This window comes from Streptomyces sp. NPDC058052 (assembly GCF_042885515.1).
GTDB lineage: Bacteria > Actinomycetota > Actinomycetes > Streptomycetales > Streptomycetaceae > Streptomyces.
In genome coordinates this window covers 257,247-276,831 of record NZ_JBHVRX010000002.1, presented here as the reverse complement: position 1 = coordinate 276,831, position 19,585 = coordinate 257,247, and the positions used below count along the sequence as shown (strand labels likewise).

The following is a 19,585-nucleotide window of genomic DNA, read 5'->3' as shown; positions in this document are numbered from 1 at the left end:
GGCTTCGCGGTGGCTCCGTCCGATGCCCGGGCCGGGCGGAATGAACCCGGGAGGCGGGGGTACGCGCAGCGCATCCAACCCCCGAGGGAGGAGAACAACCATGGGCCTGGGACTGTGCATCATCCTCACCGCGGTCGGAGCCATCCTGACCTTCGCGACCGACTGGGAAGCGGAATCGGTCGACCTCGACATGGTCGGGCTGATCCTGATGGCCGTCGGCATCATCGGCACCCTCGTCTACACCAGCATCCTGCGCCGGCGCCGGATGGTCGTCCCTCCCGTCGCGCCCACGGCCGACGACCGGAGGGACGTGCTGTGACGCGCACCGTCGCCTGTCGGCCTCCGGACCGGTTCACCGGCGACACGACACTCCGCGGGAGTGCGGGTGCCACACCCGCCACAGCCACCTCGCCCGGGCCCTGACGTGCGCGAGCGGCGCGGCCTCTCCGTTCGTACCCTCGCTGCCCGTAAGTGAGTTGGAGACTTCGGCGATCATGATGTTGAGTGAGCCATGACACGTCGTACGCGTGGGTTCACGCGCGATGTGTGACGCCTGGTCACCAACATGAGGAGTGTCGAATGGCACGGGGGATCCGCGGAATCGCCATGGGAGCCGCCCTGGTTCTGGGGTTGACGGCCTGCTCGGACGGATCGGGGGGTTCCGGGGACCCGCTGGGCGGCCCCGCGGCGGCGCCCTTCAATCCGTCCCAGGTCGCCCAGGCGCTGCCCAGCAAGCTGTCGGCGCCGCAGGGGTGGGAAGGCGGTGAGCAGAACGTCATCGACGGCGGCAAGGCGCTGGAGGCATGCCAGGACGCGGGGGCGCTCAGCTGCGTCGGCCTCACCGCGATGGGCGAGACCGAGTACGACGCCGAAGCCTCCTCCGGCCGGGAGGTCACCTTCGGCCTGCTCGCCTACGACTCCGTGGACAACGCCAAGGTCGGCATGAAGACCCTTCTCGCCGAGGGCCGCGACAAGGACGGCGCCACGTCGAAGCCCCTCGCGCTCGACGCCGGGGCCGATGAGGGCGAGGCGTACACGAAGGAGGCGGAGGCCACGGCCGTTCTCCGGGTCGGCACCGTCGTCGCGTGGGTCTCCGGCAGCGAACTGTCCGCCCCCGGAGACCTCCAGCCTTTCGCCAGGCTCCAGACGGACCGGATCAAGGTCTCGGCCACCGGCAAGAACCCGGACGCCTGACGAGACCCCCGGAACCGGGTGGTCCGGGAACCGCGCGGCATCCGCCGTGACCGCCTCCGGGCGGCCGGCGCTCTCCCGGGCCACGGCCCGGAACGCCTCGGACGCCGGCGGTCCGACTCCTGACGGCTCCGCCCGGCGCGCGCCCCTCCGCGCGCCGGACGGCGGCTCGGGGGCGTGGCGCAACGGGCGCAATCGGGACGGAGTCTACGCGCGGAGAAAAAACATGCGCCCAAAGCGGACGACATCCGTCCCGGGGGCTACCCGCCGGTACGCACGCCCTGCTAGAAGTGTCGCGTTCAACCCAACCCACCTCCCCCACCCCGGATTTGAGGCTGACCGCCATGCTCTGGCGACGATTCGTGCTGTCCGCATCAACCGCGCTCGCCGTGGCCGCCGCGAGCCTCGGACTCGCCCAGCCGGCCTCCGCCGCCGGCCACCGCTACGTGGCCCTCGGGGACTCGTACTCCTCCGGCGTCGGCGCCGGCAGCTACCTCTCGGACAGCGGCGACTGCCGTCGCAGCACCAACGCGTACCCCCGTCTGTGGGCGGCGGCCAACTCCCCCGCCTCGTTCTCCTTCACCGCGTGCTCCGGTGCGACCACCGGATCCGTCCGCAGCGGCCAGCTCGGCCCCCTCAACTCGACCACGACCCTGGTGAGCGTCACGGCGGGCGGCAACGACGTCGGGTTCGCGGACATCATGCAGACCTGCGTCCTCAACAGCGAGGCGACCTGCGTCGCGGCCGTGAACGCCGCGATCGTGAAGATGAACGGCACGCTGCCCGGCGGCCTCTCCGCCCTCTACGGGGACATCCGCAACCGCGCACCCCAGGCGCGCGTGGTGGTCCTCGGGTACCCCCGGTTCTACAAGCTGTCCGGAAGCTGCATCGCCGGACTCAGCGAGACCGAGCGCGCGGCCATCAACCGGGGTTCCGACACCCTCAACGCCGTTCTGGCGAAGCAGGCGGCGAACGCGGGCTTCACCTTCTCCAGCGTCGTCGACGAGTTCACGGGCCACGAGATCTGCTCCGGGGACGCCTGGCTGCACAGCCTGTCCGTGCCGGTGTACAACTCCTACCACCCGAAGGCCGCCGGGCAGTCGGGCGGATACCTGCCCGCGTTCCGTTCGGCCGTCTGACGCCGTTCGCAGCCGCCGGCCCTGCCGGCGCCGGTACCGAGGCGCGGGCAGAGCCGGCAAGGTGCGGCACCCGCCCCGTGCGAAGGGACCGGACCGGCAGCCCACGGCGCCGTCCGGTCCCTGGTCACAGGGCGGTCAGGTCAGCGCGCGGTCTCCTTCCCGGGCCGCCGCGCGGTGGTTCCGGCCCGGGCGGGTGGCCCGGGGGCCGGCGCGGTCAGGTGCGGACACCCGTATCGGTGGAACGACCGATGTGCGACGCGGGCCCGTCCGGCCATAGTCCTCGGAGATCGTTCGCGGGCGCCGGTCGTGCGCCCGCTCTTCGAAAGGACCCTGCTGTGGGTACGTATGCGGATCTGGTGTTCGTCGGTGGACGGGTGGTCACGGTCGACGCGGAGTTCACCGTGGCCGAGGCGCTGGCGGTGACCGGCACGGTCATCAGCGCCGTCGGCACCCGGGAGGACATGGCGCCGCTCGTCGGGCCCAACACCCGCGTCGTCGACCTGAAGGGCGCCACGCTGCTGCCCGGCATCAACGACTCCCACCTGCACGGCTGCGCCTTCGGCATGTCCTCCCCGCCGCTCTCCCTCGACCTGAGCCACCCGGCGGTCGCGTCACTCGCGGACGTGGCCGAGGCGGTGCGGGAGGCCGTGGGGCGGACCCCCGCCGGGCAGTGGATCACCGGGCACGGCTGGGACACCGGCTACCTCGACGAGTGCGTCGCCGACCCGTCCCGGCAGCCCTCCCGGGCCGACCTCGACGCCGTCGGCCCCGACCGTCCCGTCGTCCTGTACTCCTTCTCCGGGCACGCCACCTGGGTCAACTCCAAGGCCCTGGAACTCATGGGCGTCGACCGCGACACCGTCGCGCCGCCCGGCGGGGCCATCGTCACGGACGGCGCCGGCGAGCCCACCGGCCTTCTCCACGAGGGCGCGCAGGCCCTCGTCCAGAACGCGCTGCCGCCGCTCGGCCGGCAGGAGCGGACCGAGGCGATCCGGTCCACCCTCGCCACGCTCGCCGCCCTCGGTGTCACCAGCTACACCGAGCCCGGCCTGGGCCCCGGCGGCGACGGCATCATGCGCGGCGCGTTGGGCACGGCGACGCTGGAGGTCTACCGCGAGCTCCTCGCGGACGGCGAGCTGACCGCCCGCGTCGGCGTCCTGCTCCTGCCGACCGGTATGGCGAGCACCGCCGAGGAGTTCGCCCGCACGCTCGACGAGCTGGACGGGACCACCGCCGGAGACGACCCGCGCCGCCTCGCGATCCACGGCGTGAAGGTCTTCGCCGACGGCATCGTCCCCAACAAGACGGCCTGGATGCACGAGCCGTACGTCGGCGGCGGCTGCGGCTCCCTCTGCGTCGGCGGCGAGATCGACGACGAGCGGACCGCCGAGATCCGGGCGATGATCCGGCACGCCCACGCCGCCGGCCACCAGCTGGGCGTCCACGCCACCGGCGACCGGGCCATCGACACCGTCGCGGACGCCTTCGCCGAGGCCGCGGCCGCACACCCGAGGACGGACGCCCGCCACTACGTCATCCACGGCGACTTCCTCACCCCGCACGCCATGAAGGTGCTCGCCGCCCACGACTACGGCGTCAACATGAACCCCACCATCAAGTGGACCGTCGCCGACATGGAGGAGGAGTTCGTCGGCGCCGGCCGCGCCGCCTACGCCTGGCCCTACCGCGACGCCATCGACGCGGGCGTGCGCGTCGCGAGCGGCTCCGACGCGCCCGTCACGCACCCGGACTGGCGCCAGGGCGTCGCCACCATGGTGCTGCGCGAGTCCAAGGCCGCCGGCCGGGTCAGCGGCCCGGAGCAGCGCATCGCGCTGGCCGAGGCGATCCGCACGTACACGATCGAGGCGGCCCGGCAGGACTTCGCCGACGACTGGAAGGGCTCCCTGGAACCCGGCAAGGTCGCCGACCTGTGCGTGGTGGACGGGGACCTGCTCGGCGCCGACCCGCACGCCATCCCGGGGATGCCCGTGGTGCTCACCGTCATGGACGGGAAGGTCGTGCACGACACCCTGCGCGATTGACGTACTCCAGGTAGATGATCATCCTGGAGGAATGGCAGCACAGCACGACACGGCGGACCTTCTGGACTCGGCCCTCCGGGTCCGCGAAGCGGCCATGAGCGCCACGGCCGGCGCGACCGGCGTCGACACGGTCCTGGCGGCCCTGTCGGACGTGGTCGAGCACGACCACGCCTCCCTCTCCCGCTGGGACCCGGAGCGGCGGCGCCACACCACGCTGGCCGGCAGCTATCCCGAGGACGCCACGGCCTACATCGAGACCCGCCTCCACCACGACCCGGTGTTCCCCGTGCTGCGGAGCCCGGCCCGAGGCGGGCTCTGGCTCAGGGACGTCCCCGCGCACCTCCTGGCCGCGTCCCCGGGATTCCAGGACGTGCTGTCCCCCCTCGGCATCGAGGACGGCGTCGCCCAGTGCCTGTTCGCCGCCGACGGCCGGTACGTCGGCATGCTGAACATCAGCGTCCGGCGCCCCCGCCGCACCCCCGATCCGGCGCGCGCCGTCGTGACCCTGCTCACCGAGTCCCTCGCCGCGGCGGTGGCCTCCTGCGACGCCCCGCCGCCCCGGAAGGCCACCGCGCCCGGGCAGGCGGAGACGGGACGGCCCGGCGGGCTCTCGCCGCGGGAGCTGGAGGTGCTCGCCGAGCTGACGACCGGCCGCACCAACCGGCAGATCGCCGAGCGGCTGTACGTCACCCCGCGCACCGTCGGCACCCACATCGAGCACATCCTCGCGAAGCTCGGCGTCCCCAACCGGGCGGCCGCCGCGGCCCGGGCCGCCGCCTGGGGCGTCACGGCCTCCCCCTGACCGCCCCGGAGAGCGGACAGCGGATACTGACCCGGCCGGGCGGTGCGCCACGGCGAGGGCCGCACGACAGCGGCCGGGCCGCCGGGTCCGGACGGCAGCGGCCGGACAGGGCCGGGCGGCGGAGGCCGGGCCGGGGGAAGACACGGGGCGGGGGACCGTACGGTGGAGTGGACATGGGTGGCGGGCGTGCTGGCCGGCCTGCTGATCTCGGTGGTGACCGCGCCCGTCGGGGTGTCGGGCGCCGTCTTCCTGCTCCCCGTCCACCTCAGCGTCTTCGGCGTGCCGAACCCCGCGGTCACGCCGACGAACCTGCTGTTCAACGTGGTGGCCGGGCCCGGCGCCCTCTGGCGCTACCGCCGTGACGGCGCCCTGCGCGGCCCGCTGGCCCGGCGCCTCGTCGCCGGAACGCTGCCCGGAGTCGTGGCCGGCGCGGTGATCCGCGTCTACGCCCTCCCGGGCCCCACGGTCTACCGTCTCCTGATCGCGGGCCTCCTCCTGCCGCTGGGCGTGTGGCTCTGCGCCCGCACCCTGCTCCCGGCCCGCCGCCCCCGGCCGGCGCCGTCCGGCGGCGCTCCGACCGCGGAGCCGTCCCCCGGAGGGCTCACCGCCCTCGCCCTCGTCGTCGGCGTCGTCGGCGGCATCTACGGCATCGGCGGCGGTTCGCTCATCGGCCCGGTCCTCGTCGCCCGGGGCCTTCCGGTGGCCCGGGTCGCGCCGGCCGCCCTCGCGACCACGTTCGTGACGTCCGTCGTCGGCGCGGCGACGTACGCCGTCCTCGCGCTCGCCGGCACCGGCGACATCGCCCCCGACTGGTGGCTCGGCCTCGCCTGCGGCCTCGGCGGTCTCGTCGGCGGCTACCTCGGCGCCCGCCTCCAGCCCCGCCTCCCCGAGCGCGCCCTCCGCCTCCTCCTCGGCACGCTCGCCACGACCATCGGCGCCCTCTACGCCGTTCAGGCCCTCACCTGACCCGGCGGCGGATCGGCCCGCCGCACGCCCGGCCCCCCTCGCCTCGCGGCGGGGGACCACCCTCACGCCCGGCCCCCCCTCGCCCCGCGACAGGGGGGCCACCCCCCCGCCCCGCCTCGCCTCGCCTCGCCTCGCGACAGGCGGATCACTCCACGGCGACGTCCAGCCGTTCCGCGACGGCCGTGAGCGCCTTCCCGAGGGGCAGCGCGACCCGGGCGGCGGCCAGCTTGTCGCCGCGCGTGGGATCCCGGTTCACGATCACCACCGGCGTACCGGCCTGCGCCGCCTGCCGCACGAACCGCAGCCCCGACATCACCGTCAACGACGACCCCAGCACCAGGACCGAGGCCGCTTCCCGCACCAGCGCGCGGCAGCGCTCCACCCGCTCCGCCGGCACCGTCTCGCCGAAGAACACCACGTCCGGCTTGAGGACCCCGCCGCACACCACGCACGGCACGACATGGAAGCCCGCGACCTGCTCGTCCGTGAGATCGGCGTCCCCGTCCGGATTCAGCGCGGCCGGCACCGGATCGAAGCCGGGATTGGCCTCCTCCAGCCGCCGCGCCAGCTCGCGCCGCGCGCTCACGTCGCCGCAGCCGAGGCACACCACCCGGTCGAGGCTCCCGTGCAGCTCCTCGACCCCGTCGCTGCCGGCGGCCTGGTGCAGCCCGTCGACGTTCTGGGTGATCACCCCGGCCAGCAGCCCCTCCCGCCCGAACGCGGCCACCACCCGATGCCCGTCGTTGGGCCGGGCCCGCCCGAAGGTGCGCCAGCCGAGATGGCTGCGCGCCCAGTACCGGCGCCTGGCCCGCACGCCCCCGGTGAAGTCCTGGTAGGTCATCGGCGTGTGCCGGCTCAGGCTCCCGCCCTCGCCCCGGTAGTCCGGGATCCCCGACTCGGTGGAGATCCCGGCCCCGCTGAGCACGAGCACACCCCCGGCCCGCACCACACCGACGACCGGTTCCAGGTCCGTCGTCCCCGGCGGGAGGTCCTCGGTCGGAGTCCAGCTCAAAGTAGGCCGCATACGCATGCCGCCAGCGTACGAAAGGACGCGCCGGTCGTGCCGCCGACAGCCGGAGAGCGGGCCGGGGGACCTGGTCGGAGGGCGGACCCTCGGGGCGGCCGCCGGAGGCGCGCTATCGTCGGCGGATGTCTGAAGCCGCAGCGAAGTTCGACCGTGCCATGGACGTCTGGAAGGAATGGCAGGAGGCCCCCTGGGGGCGGCTGCGCTACGCCGTCGCCGAGGCGAATCTCGTGCGGCACGCCGAGGCGCTCGGCGACGGGCCGCTGCGGGTGCTCGACCTGGCCGGCGGGGACGGCGGCGACGCCGTGCGGCTGGCGGCGCGCGGGCACCACGTGACGATCGTCGACCACGCGCCCGCGATGCTCGCCGCGGCGGCCGAGCGGGCCGGGGCGGCCGGGCTGGCGGAGCGGATCGACTGCGTCGAGGCCGACGTGCACCGGCTCCCCGCCGGGCTCACCGGCGGCGGATTCGACGTGGTGCTGTGCCACAACCTCGTCCAGTACGCGGACGACGCCCGCGGCACCCTGGCCGCGGCGCTCGCTCCGCTGCGCGCCGGCGGGCTGTTCTCGCTGATGGCGATCAACCGCCACTCGCAGCCGCTGACCGTCGCCGTGCGGGAGCTCGACCTGCCCGCGGCGGCGGCCGCGCTCGACTCCGACCGGGCCGCGACCCACATGTTCGGCTCGACACTGGTCCTGCACACGGCCGAGGAGCTCACCGGCCATCTCGCCGGCCTGGGCTGCGGGGACGTGAGCCACTACGGCATCCGCACCGTCTGCGACTACCTCACCGACGACGCCCGCAAGCACGAGCCCGCCTTCTACGCCGACCTCGAACGCCTCGAACTCGCCCTGACGGGACGCCATCCGTACATGCACACCGCGCGTCTCCTCCAGCTGATCGGCCGGAAGCACGACCGGTGAGCCGGGAGGTCACACGCCGCGGGCCTCGGCGATCCGGTCCAGCTCGCGCATGGCCTGGGCGTGGGCGCTCATGCGGCGGCTCACGGTGCCGGTGGTGAGGAGGGCGACGCCGGCGATCGAGACGGGCACGGACAGCCCGAGGACGGCCAGCGCCTCGGGCCAGTCGCGCTCGTTCTGGCACCAGGAGTTCTGGCGGAGGCCCCGGTTGGCGGTGCTCTCGTCGGTCAGGAGGCGCGCCTCGCACTCGGCCGGGTACGGGTCGTCGGGCTTCCGGTCCACCTCGTAGGACGTCAGCAGCAGCACCGCGCACCAGGCCCACAGGAGCCCGGCCGCGGCCAGCAGGCCCACGCCCCAGGCGCTCGTACGCCGGGCCTTGTCGCGGAAGTCGCGGTCGAACTCGTGTGATCGCATGGCGGACGAATCTAGCAGCGGCCCCTGCGGGGATGCTCAAGGCCCCTGGGCGGGACGCGCGAAGCCCGCGACCGCGCATTCACAACACAGGTGCGTGGATCGCGGCCGCTCCGGTGTTGGACCGGGTGGGTGCCGGGCGCGAAGCTGGCTCCGGGCACCCCGCCCGTCCCGTCCCCACCTCCCGCGAGCGAAACGAGGCACTCTCCTTGGACGACGTCTTCGAGACGAGGAGCGGCGCGGTCCAGGGCTTCCGGGCCGCGGACGACGTCGTCGCCGTGCTCGGCATCCCTTACGCCGCGCCGCCGTTCGGCCCCCACCGGTTCCGGGAGCCGGCCCCGGCCGTGCCGTGGAGCGGGGTGCGGGACGGTACCGGGTTCGGGCCGATCGCCCCGCAGTCGGCGGAGCTGCCCGGGGCGCCCGTGTGGTCGCCCGGCGACGAGGACGTCCTCACCGTGAACGTCTGGACCCCGGCGCCCGGCGGCCGCCTGCCGGTGCTGGTCTGGTTCCACGGCGGCGCCTACACCTTCGGCTCCTCCGCCCAGCCCGACTTCGACGGTACGGCGCTGGCGCGGGCCGGCCTGGTCGTCGTGACCCTCAACCACCGCCTCGGCTTCGAGGGTTTCGGCCAGGTGCCCGGCGCCCCCGCCAACCGGGGGCTGCTGGACCAGGTCGCGGCCCTGCGCTGGATCCGGGAGAACATCGCCACGTTCGGCGGCGACCCCGACAGCGTCACCCTCGCCGGCCAGTCCTCCGGCGCGGCGTCGGTGGCGTGCCTGATGGTGATGGACGCGGCCCGGGGCCTGTTCCACCGCGCCATCGCCCACAGCCCGGCCGGCGTCTTCCACACCCCGGACATCGCCGCGGCGACCGCCCGCGAGATCGCGGCGGAGGCGGACTGCCCCGCCACGGCCGCCGGATGGGCGTCGGCGGCGCCCGAGGCCCTCGTCGCCGCCGCGGACCGGGTGGTGGAGGCGTACCGCGACGACCCCGGCTCGGGGTCCCGCCACTACGACCCCTCCCTCTTCGCGCCCGTCCTCGACGGTGACACCCTGCCCGCGGACCCCCTCACGGCGCTGGCCGCCGGAGCGGGCCGGTGCGTGGACCTGCTGGTCTGCCACACCACGGAGGAGTACTGGCTCCTCGACGCCGTCGGCAGCTGCGCGAAGCTCACCACCGACACGCAACTCGCCCGGTTCGCGGCCGACTTCGGCCTCCCCGGCGAGCTGGTCGCCGGCTACCGCGCCGCGCTGCCGCACGCCCCGGCCGGCGACGTCCACCTCGCCGTCTTCGGCGACCTGCTCTTCGGCGAGTTCGCCCAGCGCCTCGCGGAGGCCCAGTCCGGGGCGGGCGGGCGGGCGTACCTCGCCCGCTTCGACCGCCGGCGCGGGGGAGGGGACGGCACGGCGGTCCGGGCCTGGCACTGCGCGGACATCCCCTTCGCCTTCGGCAACCACGACGACCCCCGCCTGTCGTTCCTCATCGGCGGCGCCCCCACCGACGCGGACCGGGACCTGGCCCGCCGCATGGTCCGCGCCTGGGCCGGCTTCGCCGCCACCGGCGACCCGGGCTGGGCCCCCGTCGAGGACGCGACCGGCCGCGCCGCCCGCGTCTGGAGGCCCGAGGACCAGCCGCCCGGCGACCTCCCCGCCGCGCCCCGCGCCCTCTGGGCGGCCGTCGGCCTTCCCCTGCTGTGCCCGTGACGGCGAGGTCCGGGCCAGGGGTCACGACTCCGGGGGCGTCCACCGCTTGACGACCCGCGGCCCGGCGTACGGCGCCGGCCATGCCTGCACCCGCAGGTGCTCCATGGTCTCGGGGGACTCGTCCGACGCGACGTCCGCGCGCACGGCGGCGGCGAGGTTCCGCCGGGAGGCCCGCACCCGCGTCCACCCGGCGGGCAGGGCGAAGCGGGCCGCGTCGGGCAGGTAGTCCGTGCAGCCGAGGACGACGAGCCGCCCCGACGCCACGTCGAGACCGGCCTCCACGACGTGGTCGAAGTCGTCCCGGTCGTCGTCCGGCTCCGCGGCGAGCACCTGCACGCTCACGGCGACGGTCACGTTGACGGCGGTCCCGAGGGCCAGGCCCCCGTCGGCGACCCCGAGCCCGTCCAGGACGGCCTGCTCCGTCCAGGCACCGCCGAGGTCGGCATCCGAGCCGTCGTCCAGGACGTGGATCTGGAAGTAGTCGGCGAAGAGCGCGAGGTCCGTGGTCATGCGCCCATCATCGCCCTCCCCGGCCGGCCAGGGCCCGCCGGTCCCCTGCTCGTCCGCGAGCCCGAAAGGCCCCGACGGGGCTCGCATGGACGCGGGCGGTCGGACTCCTCGTACTAGCGTGGGGCGGATGAGCGAGGAAGTCGTCGCCTGGAACCGGCTCGCCGCCCTGCTGCCGGAGGCCGAGGCCCGGGAAGTGCGGGACTGTTGGGCCATCGGCGAGCAGGAGGCGGGGCTCGGCGTGCTCGTCTCGTCGCTCGTCGCCCGACGGGTGCCGGTGGGCGGGACCGACAGGGCACGGATCTCCGTGGTCGCGGAGAGCTGGGGCGAGAGGGAGGCCCTGACCCCCGGGATCCAGCGGGTCCTCGGGGACGGGATGCCGTCGCGGGTGCGGCTGATCGAGCACGACGACGGGGCGGGCGGCACCGGGGACGGCATCGGCGGGGACGGCATCGGCGGTGGCGCGGCGGAGGGCGTGCTCGTGCCGTGGATCGTCTGCGAGCGCTGCGGACGGGTGCTGACACGGGCTCACACGCGGGAGCCCTGGGGCGGTCTCTCGTACCAGGCCGGGAGCTATGTGATCGCGTCCCCGGGGGACGGCTCCGTCGTGCGGGAGTTCCCGGGGGACGCCGCCGACGCGGCCTTCGCCGCCCTGCTCGCCGACTGCGGGGCGGAGCCCACGGCCGACCGCTGACCCGGTCGGCCTCCCGTGGCCCGCCCCTGGACCGGATCCGCCACCGGCCCAGGGGTATGTGCGTCACGGTCGCGTACGAACTCCCCGGCTCCGCCGCCGACGCCGAGGACGCCCCTGTGCCGCCGCGCGGACGAGGACGTCCCGGAGGACGCCGAGTCGCCGGCCGCCGAGGACGGCATCGGGTCCCGGTCCCGGCGGCCCAGTCCGCGCCGCCGGCGGCCGGCGGTCTCGTACAGCAACCGCGCGGCCACCGAGGCGCCGTCGGACCGGACCGTGCCGCGGACGGTCTCGGCGCGCGCACGGGTCGCGGGGCGCAGGGCCGTCGCCAGGGCGGCCGAGAGCGACCCGGGGGCCGGCGTCGGGCCGTCGTACGCGACGCCGATGCCCAGCGCGGTCACCCGGTCCGCCCAGTACGGCTGGTCCCCGCCCTGGGCGACGATCACCTGCGGCACGCCCGCCCGGGCGGCCGTCGTCGTGGTGCCGCCGCTGCCGTGGTGGACGACCGCGGCCAGCCGGGGGAAGAGCGCCCGGTGGTCGACCTCGTCGACCGTGAGGCAGTCGTCCCCGTCGTCCGGGGCGGCGAGACCGGCCCAGCCCCGGGAGACGATCGCGCGGTGGCCGCGTTCCCGGATCGCCTCGACGGCCGCCCTCGCGAGGTCGGGGGCGCGCGTGCCGAGGGGCGTGCTGCCGAAGCCGACGTACACGGGCGGGGCGCCGGCGTCCAGGAAGGCCACCACCGCGGGCGGGAGCGGACGGTCGTCGGGGCGGAGCCACGCGCCGGTCGGCACGACGGCCGGGCCGGACGGCGGCCAGGGGCTCAGGACCGGGTCCGCCGCGAGCCACGGGCGGTCGGTGAAGGCGTAGTCGCGGACGTTCCGGACCGGTGGCAGACCGACGGAGGCCCTGAGAGCCTCCAGCGTCCCGCCGAACATGTCGTCGGCGAGGCGGGCGTCGAGGTCCCACAGCTCACGGTTGTCCCTCACCTCCGGCGGCAGCGGCCGCCCCCGCCGTCCGGGCGGCGGCTGGTGCGGCGCCGGGAGGACGACGGGCGTGTGCGTGACGTACACGTAGCGGATGCCGAGCCGCTCGGCCACCGACCGCGCTCCCGTCGTGACGGGCAGAGGGCCCGTCGCCACCAGCACGTCGCATCCGTCCGCCGCGTCGGCGACCGCGCCGAACTGAGCGGCCATCAGATCGGCCGCCCGCTGGGCCAGGCCCTCCGCGGACCCCGGCTTCACGGTCGTCACCAGCGGACGCACCGGCGCACCGACGGGCACCGACGGCACACCGGCCTCGGCCAGCAGCTCCGTGAACTCCTCGTCGGGCGGCGCGCACACCCGCACCTCGGCGCCGCGCTCCCGCAACCGCACCGCGAGGCCCACCATCGGCTCCACGCTCCCGCGCGCCCCGTACGCGCTCACCACCACCCGCATGCCGCACCCTCCGCCTTCTCCGCCCGGTGCCGCCGGGAGTCCGCACCCGGCGCGGTCCTGCCGACCTGACCTGCGACCTCAAACGGGTGTGCGGTTGTCGGTCGTGCGTGATAGTCACTACACCCACGGGGTGGGACGATCATCAGCCACCCCGTGCGAACACAGCAAGGGGTGGGGAAATGGCGTTGCTCCGTGACGTGGGGACCACGCTGGGACGATGGACGGGCCGGCCCGTCGCGCGCGTCGACGAGGACGGTGACGATCCGGACGTACCGCGCGTCCGCGCCGCCGCGGAGGCCGCGGACTGGGCGGGCGTACGGGACATCCTCGACGCGCGGCCCGAGAGCGAGGACCGCACCGGTCTCCTGTGGACCGTCGGAGAGGTCGCCGGGGTGGAGCGGTGGATCGCCGGCGTCATGGCCGCCGAGCCCGACGCCGCCCTGCCGCGCCTCGTCGCGGCCGTCCGGCACATCAGCTGGGGCTGGGAGGCCAGGACGGCCGCCCGCGCCGCGCACGTGTCCCGCGAACAGTTCCAGGTCTTCCACGAGCGGCTGGCCACGGCCGAGACGTGGCTGTACGAGGTCGCCGAGCGGGAGCCCGGATGGACCTCGCCCTGGTACGGCCTCCAGGTCACCGGCCGCGGGCTCCAGGTCGGACAGGACGTGGCCCGGCGCCGCTTCGAGGCGACCGTGCGCCGCGACCCCCACCACCTGGGCGCGCACCGGCAGCAGCTGCAGCAGGTCTGCGAGAAGTGGAGCGGCTCCCACGAGGAGATGCACGCCTTCGCCCGCGCGTCGGCCTTCGGCGCGCCCGGCGGGACGCTCCTCGGCCAGCTCGTCGCCGTCGCGCACCTGGAGCACTGGCTCGCCCTCGACTCCGGGCCCGACGCCCGCTACATCGGGCAGCCCCAGGTGATCGCCTCCCTCCACGAGGCGGCCGACCACTCCGTCCGCCACCGGGACTTCGTCCGCGGACGCGGCTGGCTCCAGGCGCACAACGCCTTCGCCATGGCCTTCGCCCTGGCCGGCGACCTCACCGCCGCCCGCGCGTTCTTCCGGGCCACCGAGGGACGCGTCACCGAGTTCCCGTGGTGCTACCTCGACGGCTCCGACCCGGCCAGGGCGTACAAGGAGCACCGCTCCCGCGCCGGACGCTGACCGGCAGCGGCAGCGGCAGGGCGGGGCGGGGGCGAGCGGGACGGAACGGGGGCGGGACGGCTCCTGCCCCCGCCGTCGCGGGCCGCGTCCGGAACGCGTGCGCACCAGGCCCGGGCCGGACCTCGCGACGGCACACCGCCGCCGACGGCCCGAGTCGGTGACGGCAGGACCGGCAGCGGTGCGCCCCGGCCCAGGAACAGCCGCGGGCGCCCGCCCGTACGCGTACCCGCACCGGCTCCACCGTACGAACACCCGTCACCGCGACCCCTCCGCATCGGCCCGGCACCCGCCCAGGCCCCGCGTCCCACCCCCACCGCTCCCGCACACGCTCGTACCGACCACCCCCTCGTACCGACCACCCCCTCGTACCGACCCACCCCACCGCACCCCGTCCGCGTCGCAGAGCGCGCGGGCGCGCACCGAAGGACTGCGCCAGGTGTCCCACTCCGAGACCTCCCCGAGCTCCCCGACCGCCCACACCTTCCAGGTGGATCTGCGCGGCCTGGTCGACCTGCTCTCCCACCACCTCTACTCCAGCCCCCGCGTCTACCTGCGGGAACTGCTGCAGAACGCCGTCGACGCGATCACCGCCCGGCAGGCCCTCACCCCCGGCGCGCCCGGCACGATCACCGTGCGGACCGGGGAGACGCTCACCGTCACCGACACCGGCATCGGTCTGACCGAGGCCGACGTGCACCGGTTCCTCGCCACGATCGGGCGCAGCTCCAAGCGGACCGCCGACGGCGCCCTCGACGGGGCGGGGCTCGACGCCGCCCGCGGGGAGTTCATCGGCCAGTTCGGCATCGGTCTGCTCGCCTGCTTCGTCGTCGCCGACGAGATCACCGTGCTGAGCCGCTCCGCCGCCGACCCGGCCGCGCCCACCGTCGAATGGCGCGGCCACTCCGACGGCCGGTACACCATCCGCACCCTGCCGTCCGCGACGCTCCCCGAGCCCGGCACCACGGTGAAGCTCGTCCCGCGCGCGGACAACGCCGAGTGGACCGGCCCCCAGCAGGTCGTCGCCCTCGCCCGGCACTACGGCGGGCTGCTGCGCCACGAGGTGACCGTCGTCGACGCGCGCGGCGACAGCCACCGGATCAACGAGGCGCCGCCGTGGGAGAAGGCGCACCGCTCCCCGCTGGCCAAGCGCGAGGCGTACACCGCGTACTGCCGCGAGCTCTTCGACTTCACCCCGCTCGACACCATCGAGCTGGACCTGCCCGCCGCCGGGCTGCGCGGTGTCGCCTACGTCCTGCCGGCCGCCGTGAGCCCGGCCCAGCGGGCCGGACACCGTGTCCACCTCAAGGGCATGCTGCTCACCGACCAGGCGCCCGAACTGCTCCCCGAGTGGGCGTTCTTCGTGCGCTGCGTCGTCGACACCACCAGCCTCCGCCCGACGGCCTCCCGCGAGTCGCTGTACGAGGACGGCACGCTGTCCGCGGTACGGGACGCCCTCGGCGACCGGATCCGCGACTGGCTCACCGGGCTCGCCGCCAGCGACCCGGCGCTCCTCCACCGGTTCATCGACACCCATCACCTCGCGGTCAAGGCGCTCGCCCGCTACGACGACGAGCTGCTGCGGATCGTGCTGCCCTGGCTGCCGTTCGAGACCACCGACGGCAACGTCACCCTGGAGGAGTTCGCGCGGACCCACCCGACGCTCCTCGTGACGCGCAGCGTCGAGGAGTTCCGCCAGGTCGCGCCGATCGCCTCGGCCGCCGGGCTCGGCGTCGTCAACGGCGGCTACACCTACGACCGCGACCTCGTCCACCGGCTGCCCGAGATCCGGCCCGGCACCGCCGTCACCGACCTCGACCCGGCCACCGTCACGGCCCACCTCGACGCCGTCGACCCGAGCGCCGAACTGCGCGCCGCCGCCTTCCTCGCGGTCGCCCGCGAGACGATCGGCGTCCACGACTGCGACGTCGTCCTGCGCGACTTCCAGCCCGTGACCGCCCCCGCGCTGCTCCTCGACAACCGCGACGCCCGGCACGAGCGCACCCGGTCGAGCCTCGCCGCCGACAGCGACGGCCTGTGGGCCGACATCCTCGGCTCCCTCCGGAACGAGACCCCGCGCGCCCAGCTGGTCCTCAACCACCTCAACCCGCTGGTCCGGCAGGCCCTCACCATCGGCGAGCGCGGCCTCGCCGTCACCACCGCCGAAGCCCTCTACGGCCAGGCGCTGCTGCTCAGCCGCCGACCGCTGCGGGCCTCCGAGAGCGCGCTGCTCAACCGGGCCTTCATCGGCCTGCTCACCCACGCCATGCACCAGCCCGGCACGGCCGGCCCCGGCTCCGAGCCCCGGAAGGAACTGTAGATGCTGGACACTCCCGAGGCCGTCGTCGAGGCACTCCGCGAGAACCACGAGCGCCCCCACGGCCTGTCGCGCACCGTCACCGCCGAGGAACTCGTCGAGGCCGCCGAGGTCTTCGAGAAGCCCGACGTGCTCGTCACCGCGCTCCTCGAACTCATGACGGCTTACGAGTTCACCGGCGAGCAGCGCAAGTCGCCCGTCGCCTTCGCCCGCATCCTCAAGCTGTGGGACTCCGACCCCGAGTCCTTCAGCCCCTACGAGGCCCACCAGGTCTTCTGGCGCTTCAAGTGGGTGACCACCTCGCTCCTCCAGGTGCCCGAGATGCCCCTGACGGCGATCCGCGGCTGGATCGACCAGATGCGCGACCGGTACGAGACCGCCGGCCACGGCATCCAGCCCGTCGCCGCCATGGGCTACCAGCTGGCGCACCACACCGGCACCGGCGCCGCCGACGCGTACGACCTGTGGGCCACCCGGCCCCGCACCGAGCTCAGCGACTGCGAGGCGTGCGAGACCCGCCACCACGCCTGGTACCACGTCACCGGCGGCGACGACGCCAGGGCGCTCGACGCCTGGCGGCCCGTCCTCGACGGCGAGCAGAGCTGCAGCGAGGAACCGCAGATGAGCCAGGCGTGCGCCCTGCTGCCGCTGCTGCGGACCGGCCGCACCGACGAGGCCCGCTCCCACCACCTCACGGGTTACCGCAAGGTGCGCGGCAACACCGGCATGCAGTCCGAGGTCGGGCTCCACCTGGAGTTCTGCGCGCTCTCCCGCAACGAGGGCCGCGGCCTGGAGATCCTCGCCGAGAACCGGACCCTCTTCGAGGCGACCGGCGCCCCGCTCGCGCGCCTCGGCTTCCTCACCGGTGCCGAGGTGCTCCTCGCCCGGCTCGTCGAGGACGGCCACGGCGACACCGCCGTCGCCGGCCCGCCCGGCCGCGCCTGGACGGCCGCGGAACTCCTCGCCCACGTCCGCGCCGAGGCCGAACCCCTCGCCGCCGCCTTCGACGCCCGCAACGGCACCGGTGCCGTCGGCGACCGGCGCCGGGAGCGGCTCGCCCGCCGTCCGCCGCTCGACGAGCCGCTGCCGCTCGGCCTGCGCGCGTCCACCACCGTCCGTGCCGCCGCCCCGGCCCCCGCGTCCGCCGCGCCGGCCGCCGCCCGGATCGCCGTCCCGGACGACTTCGCCGCCCTCGTGCGGGAGGCCCGCCGCCTGGCGCGCGACGGCCACCCCGGCGACTCCCGGCTCTGGACCCGGATCGCCGAGCGCCTCGCCGCGTCCACCGGGCCGCACGACGACACCCTCGGCCCCGAGGACCTGCTCCGCGCCGAACTGGCCGAGCACGAGGCCCAGCGGCTCTGGCTGGACGACCACCACACGGCGGGCGCCGCCGCACTCGCCTCCGCCGTCGACGGCTTCGAGCGCCTCGCCATGCCGTGGCACGCCCTCTCCGCCCGCGCCCGCTCCCTCGCCTGGACGACCGCCCCCAGTGCCCGCGAGGGCGGCCCCGGCCCGGACCGCGACGCCGCCCGGACCGCGCTCGACGAGGTGCTGCGCGAGGCGGAGAAGCTGCTCGCCGAGGCCCCCTTCGACGGGCGGCCGCTCGGCGCGGCGGAGGCCGCCTTCGGCACCGACCTGCGCGCCGAGCGCACCCTGGCGTACCTCGCCGTCCTCTACTCGGCGGCCTTCGCCGCGTACCAGGAACTGCTCGACGTCCTGGGCCGGGCCCACCGCCACGCGCCGGAGGAGGTCCGGACGGGCGAGGCGGGCGAGACGTCCGGGGCGTCCGGAGCGTCCGGGGCGTCCGGGGAGCATGCGGACGGGGGCCAGGACGGTGACGCGGCGGCCCTGACGCCGGCGGATGAGACCGCGGCCGTCGCCGCACGGTTCGACAGGGCCGTCGACGCGCTGCTGGCCGAGGCGACACGCCTCGGCCACCCGCACCAGTGCGCCAACGCGCGCCAGTTCCGCGCGGACATGTCCGGCCGGCGGGGCGATCTCGCCGAGGCCGAGCGGGAGCTGCGCGCCGCGCTCCAGGACATCGAAGCCGCCGGCCGGCCCTGGCGCCGCCCGCGCCCGTCCGCGCTCCTCGCGCAGACCCTGCTCGCCCAGGACCAGCCGCAGGAGGCGGTGGACCTGCTCCACTCCGCGATCGCGGACGCCGTCGCGTACGACGACACCTCCTTCGCGCTCGCCCCGACGTACAGGCTCCTCGGCCACGCCTCCACGCACCTCGGGGACTTCGACGGCGCCGTCCGCCATCTCTCCGAGGCCGCGGCCCGGTTCGACCAGACGGAGGAGCCCGGCGAGGCCACCGAGGCGCGCCTCCAGCTCGCCGAGGTCCTCTCCCGCTCCGGCCGGCAGGCCGACGCGGTCGCCGTGCTGGAGTCCGTCCTCGCGGACGACTCCACGTCCGGCATCGGCGAACGGGCCGTCGCCCAGGCCCGCCTGACCCTCGGCCGGGGCCTGCGCGACCTGGAGGAGTACCTCCCGGCCGCCGAGGAACTGCTCCGCCTCGCGGACACCGTCGCCGGCTGGCCCGAGGAGGACCGCGGCGCCGTCCTCACCCTGGTGGCCGCGGAGGCGGCGACCACGCTCGCTCTCGCGGACCGCTGGGACGCGGCGGACCTGGCGTACGGACGCGCCGTCGCCGCCCACGCCGAGGCCCCCAACCCGCCGCTCATCACCCTGATGATGCGGGAGTTCGCGCGCCTCACCATGCGGAGCCGCGAGACCGAGGGCACCGGCACCGCCCTGGAGCACCTGGCCCGCGCCGACGCGGTCCTCGCCGAGCTGGCGCCCGACGAGGACGGCTTCGCCGTCTGGTACGAGCGCGGCGAGATCCATTACCGCCGCGCCCGCGTCCTCGCCGAGTCCGGCCGCCACGACGAGGCACTGCCGGAGGCCGAGGCCGCCATCTCGGCCCACGAGGAGGGCGGCGAACGGGGCGAACTCGCGCGCGCCGAGGCCGTCCGCGTCGCCGCCCTGATCGAGGGCGACGGCCTGGACCGCACCAACGAGGCCATCGCCCGTCTCACCACCGCGGCGGCCCGCTGCCGCAACACCGGCCATCCGGACGCGTCCCGCGTCCTGGACGCCCTCCGGCAGGAGTTCCTCTCCCGCTGACCGTCGGCCGACCCGTCGGCGGGGGGCGGTGGTGGGGCCGGCCCCCCCGCCCGGGCCCCCCCCCCCCCCCCCCCCCCCCCCGCCCCCCCCCCCCCCCCCCCCCCCCCCCCCCGGCGGGGGGCCGGGGTGACGCGGAAAGGGGCATACACAGAATAG

The 19,585-nt window shown here is 75.6% G+C and carries 15 protein-coding genes; 11 read left to right on the top strand and 4 right to left on the bottom strand.

Going from position 1 to position 19,585, the window contains the following annotated elements; genetic code table 11:
* Positions 1 to 100: 100 nt before the first annotated feature.
* The 6 genes from ACFVU3_RS03865 (at position 101) to ACFVU3_RS03840 (ending at position 6,140) form a co-directional block, all read left to right on the top strand.
* Positions 101 to 319 (top strand): DUF6458 family protein, encoded by a 219-nt coding sequence (locus ACFVU3_RS03865; RefSeq protein WP_390063378.1) that lies wholly within the window; start codon positions 101 to 103, stop codon positions 317 to 319.
* A gap of 260 nt (positions 320 to 579) precedes the next feature.
* Positions 580 to 1,194 (top strand): hypothetical protein, encoded by a 615-nt coding sequence (locus ACFVU3_RS03860; protein ID WP_390063376.1) that lies wholly within the window; start codon positions 580 to 582, stop codon positions 1,192 to 1,194.
* A gap of 341 nt (positions 1,195 to 1,535) precedes the next feature.
* The gene (locus ACFVU3_RS03855; RefSeq protein WP_390063375.1) at positions 1,536 to 2,330 is read left to right on the top strand and encodes an SGNH/GDSL hydrolase family protein; all 795 of its coding nucleotides are present in this window, start codon (positions 1,536 to 1,538) and stop codon (positions 2,328 to 2,330) included.
* 335 nt (positions 2,331 to 2,665) lie between these two features.
* Positions 2,666 to 4,372: an amidohydrolase gene (locus ACFVU3_RS03850; RefSeq protein WP_390063374.1), complete on the top strand. Its 1,707-nt coding sequence runs from the start codon at positions 2,666 to 2,668 to the stop codon at positions 4,370 to 4,372.
* A 31-nt stretch (positions 4,373 to 4,403) separates the two neighbouring features.
* Entirely contained in the window at positions 4,404 to 5,174 is a 771-nt protein-coding gene (locus ACFVU3_RS03845; RefSeq protein WP_390063372.1) for a response regulator transcription factor, read from the top strand.
* Positions 5,175 to 5,336: 162 nt separating this feature from the next.
* Positions 5,337 to 6,140: a sulfite exporter TauE/SafE family protein gene (locus ACFVU3_RS03840; RefSeq protein ID WP_390063371.1), complete on the top strand. Its 804-nt coding sequence runs from the start codon at positions 5,337 to 5,339 to the stop codon at positions 6,138 to 6,140.
* Between the two features lie 145 nt (positions 6,141 to 6,285).
* On the opposite strand, the gene ACFVU3_RS03835 is transcribed toward ACFVU3_RS03840, so the two are convergent.
* Positions 6,286 to 7,170 carry an NAD-dependent protein deacetylase gene (locus ACFVU3_RS03835; protein WP_390063370.1) on the bottom strand — a complete coding sequence of 295 codons (885 nt, stop codon included), beginning with the start codon at positions 7,168 to 7,170 and terminating at the stop codon, positions 6,286 to 6,288.
* Between the two features lie 119 nt (positions 7,171 to 7,289).
* Between ACFVU3_RS03835 and ACFVU3_RS03830 the strand changes: the two genes are divergently transcribed.
* A complete protein-coding gene (locus ACFVU3_RS03830; protein ID WP_390063369.1) occupies positions 7,290 to 8,087 on the top strand; it encodes a class I SAM-dependent methyltransferase in 798 nt (265 codons plus the stop codon).
* Between the two features lie 9 nt (positions 8,088 to 8,096).
* Here the strand turns inward: ACFVU3_RS03830 and ACFVU3_RS03825 are convergent, their stop codons facing one another.
* On the bottom strand, positions 8,097 to 8,498 hold the full coding sequence (locus ACFVU3_RS03825) for a hypothetical protein (RefSeq protein ID WP_390063368.1): 402 nt from the start codon (positions 8,496 to 8,498) through the stop codon (positions 8,097 to 8,099).
* Between the two features lie 206 nt (positions 8,499 to 8,704).
* Here ACFVU3_RS03825 and ACFVU3_RS03820 point away from each other — a divergent pair, with 206 nt between their 5' ends.
* Positions 8,705 to 10,198 (top strand): carboxylesterase/lipase family protein, encoded by a 1,494-nt coding sequence (locus ACFVU3_RS03820; RefSeq protein ID WP_390063366.1) that lies wholly within the window; start codon positions 8,705 to 8,707, stop codon positions 10,196 to 10,198.
* A gap of 21 nt (positions 10,199 to 10,219) precedes the next feature.
* On the opposite strand, the gene ACFVU3_RS03815 is transcribed toward ACFVU3_RS03820, so the two are convergent.
* Both ACFVU3_RS03815 and ACFVU3_RS03810 read right to left on the bottom strand, forming a co-directional pair.
* A complete protein-coding gene (locus ACFVU3_RS03815) occupies positions 10,220 to 10,708 on the bottom strand; it encodes a hypothetical protein (protein WP_390063364.1) in 489 nt (162 codons plus the stop codon).
* A gap of 570 nt (positions 10,709 to 11,278) precedes the next feature.
* Entirely contained in the window at positions 11,279 to 12,832 is a 1,554-nt protein-coding gene (locus ACFVU3_RS03810) for a glycosyltransferase (protein ID WP_390063363.1), read from the bottom strand.
* Between the two features lie 179 nt (positions 12,833 to 13,011).
* On the opposite strand from ACFVU3_RS03810, the gene ACFVU3_RS03805 reads away from it, so the two are divergent.
* The 3 genes from ACFVU3_RS03805 to ACFVU3_RS03795 all read left to right on the top strand — a co-directional run bounded on the left by ACFVU3_RS03805 (position 13,012) and on the right by ACFVU3_RS03795 (position 19,429).
* Positions 13,012 to 13,989 carry a hypothetical protein gene (locus tag ACFVU3_RS03805; protein WP_390063361.1) on the top strand — a complete coding sequence of 326 codons (978 nt, stop codon included), beginning with the start codon at positions 13,012 to 13,014 and terminating at the stop codon, positions 13,987 to 13,989.
* 436 nt (positions 13,990 to 14,425) lie between these two features.
* Positions 14,426 to 16,306: an HSP90 family protein gene (locus tag ACFVU3_RS03800; RefSeq protein WP_390063360.1), complete on the top strand. Its 1,881-nt coding sequence runs from the start codon at positions 14,426 to 14,428 to the stop codon at positions 16,304 to 16,306.
* Complete coding sequence (locus ACFVU3_RS03795; protein WP_390063358.1) at positions 16,307 to 19,429, top strand: hypothetical protein; 3,123 nt, start codon at positions 16,307 to 16,309, stop codon at positions 19,427 to 19,429.
* The last annotated feature ends 156 nt before the right edge of the window (positions 19,430 to 19,585 follow it).

What these genes read in the sequence shown, in the direction of transcription:
- ACFVU3_RS03865 (WP_390063378.1), top strand. Translation starts at nt 101, where the DNA reads ATGGGCCTGGGACTGTGCATCATCCTCACCGCGGTCGGAGCCATCCTG.
- ACFVU3_RS03860 (WP_390063376.1), top strand. Translation starts at nt 580, where the DNA reads ATGGCACGGGGGATCCGCGGAATCGCCATGGGAGCCGCCCTGGTTCTG.
- ACFVU3_RS03855 (WP_390063375.1), top strand. Translation starts at nt 1,536, where the DNA reads ATGCTCTGGCGACGATTCGTGCTGTCCGCATCAACCGCGCTCGCCGTG.
- ACFVU3_RS03845 (WP_390063372.1), top strand. Translation starts at nt 4,404, where the DNA reads ATGGCAGCACAGCACGACACGGCGGACCTTCTGGACTCGGCCCTCCGG.
- ACFVU3_RS03835 (WP_390063370.1), bottom strand. Translation starts at nt 7,170, where the DNA reads ATGCGTATGCGGCCTACTTTGAGCTGGACTCCGACCGAGGACCTCCCG.
- ACFVU3_RS03830 (WP_390063369.1), top strand. Translation starts at nt 7,290, where the DNA reads ATGTCTGAAGCCGCAGCGAAGTTCGACCGTGCCATGGACGTCTGGAAG.
- ACFVU3_RS03825 (WP_390063368.1), bottom strand. Translation starts at nt 8,498, where the DNA reads ATGCGATCACACGAGTTCGACCGCGACTTCCGCGACAAGGCCCGGCGT.
- ACFVU3_RS03815 (WP_390063364.1), bottom strand. Translation starts at nt 10,708, where the DNA reads ATGACCACGGACCTCGCGCTCTTCGCCGACTACTTCCAGATCCACGTC.
- ACFVU3_RS03810 (WP_390063363.1), bottom strand. Translation starts at nt 12,832, where the DNA reads ATGCGGGTGGTGGTGAGCGCGTACGGGGCGCGCGGGAGCGTGGAGCCG.
- ACFVU3_RS03805 (WP_390063361.1), top strand. Translation starts at nt 13,012, where the DNA reads ATGGCGTTGCTCCGTGACGTGGGGACCACGCTGGGACGATGGACGGGC.
- ACFVU3_RS03795 (WP_390063358.1), top strand. Translation starts at nt 16,307, where the DNA reads ATGCTGGACACTCCCGAGGCCGTCGTCGAGGCACTCCGCGAGAACCAC.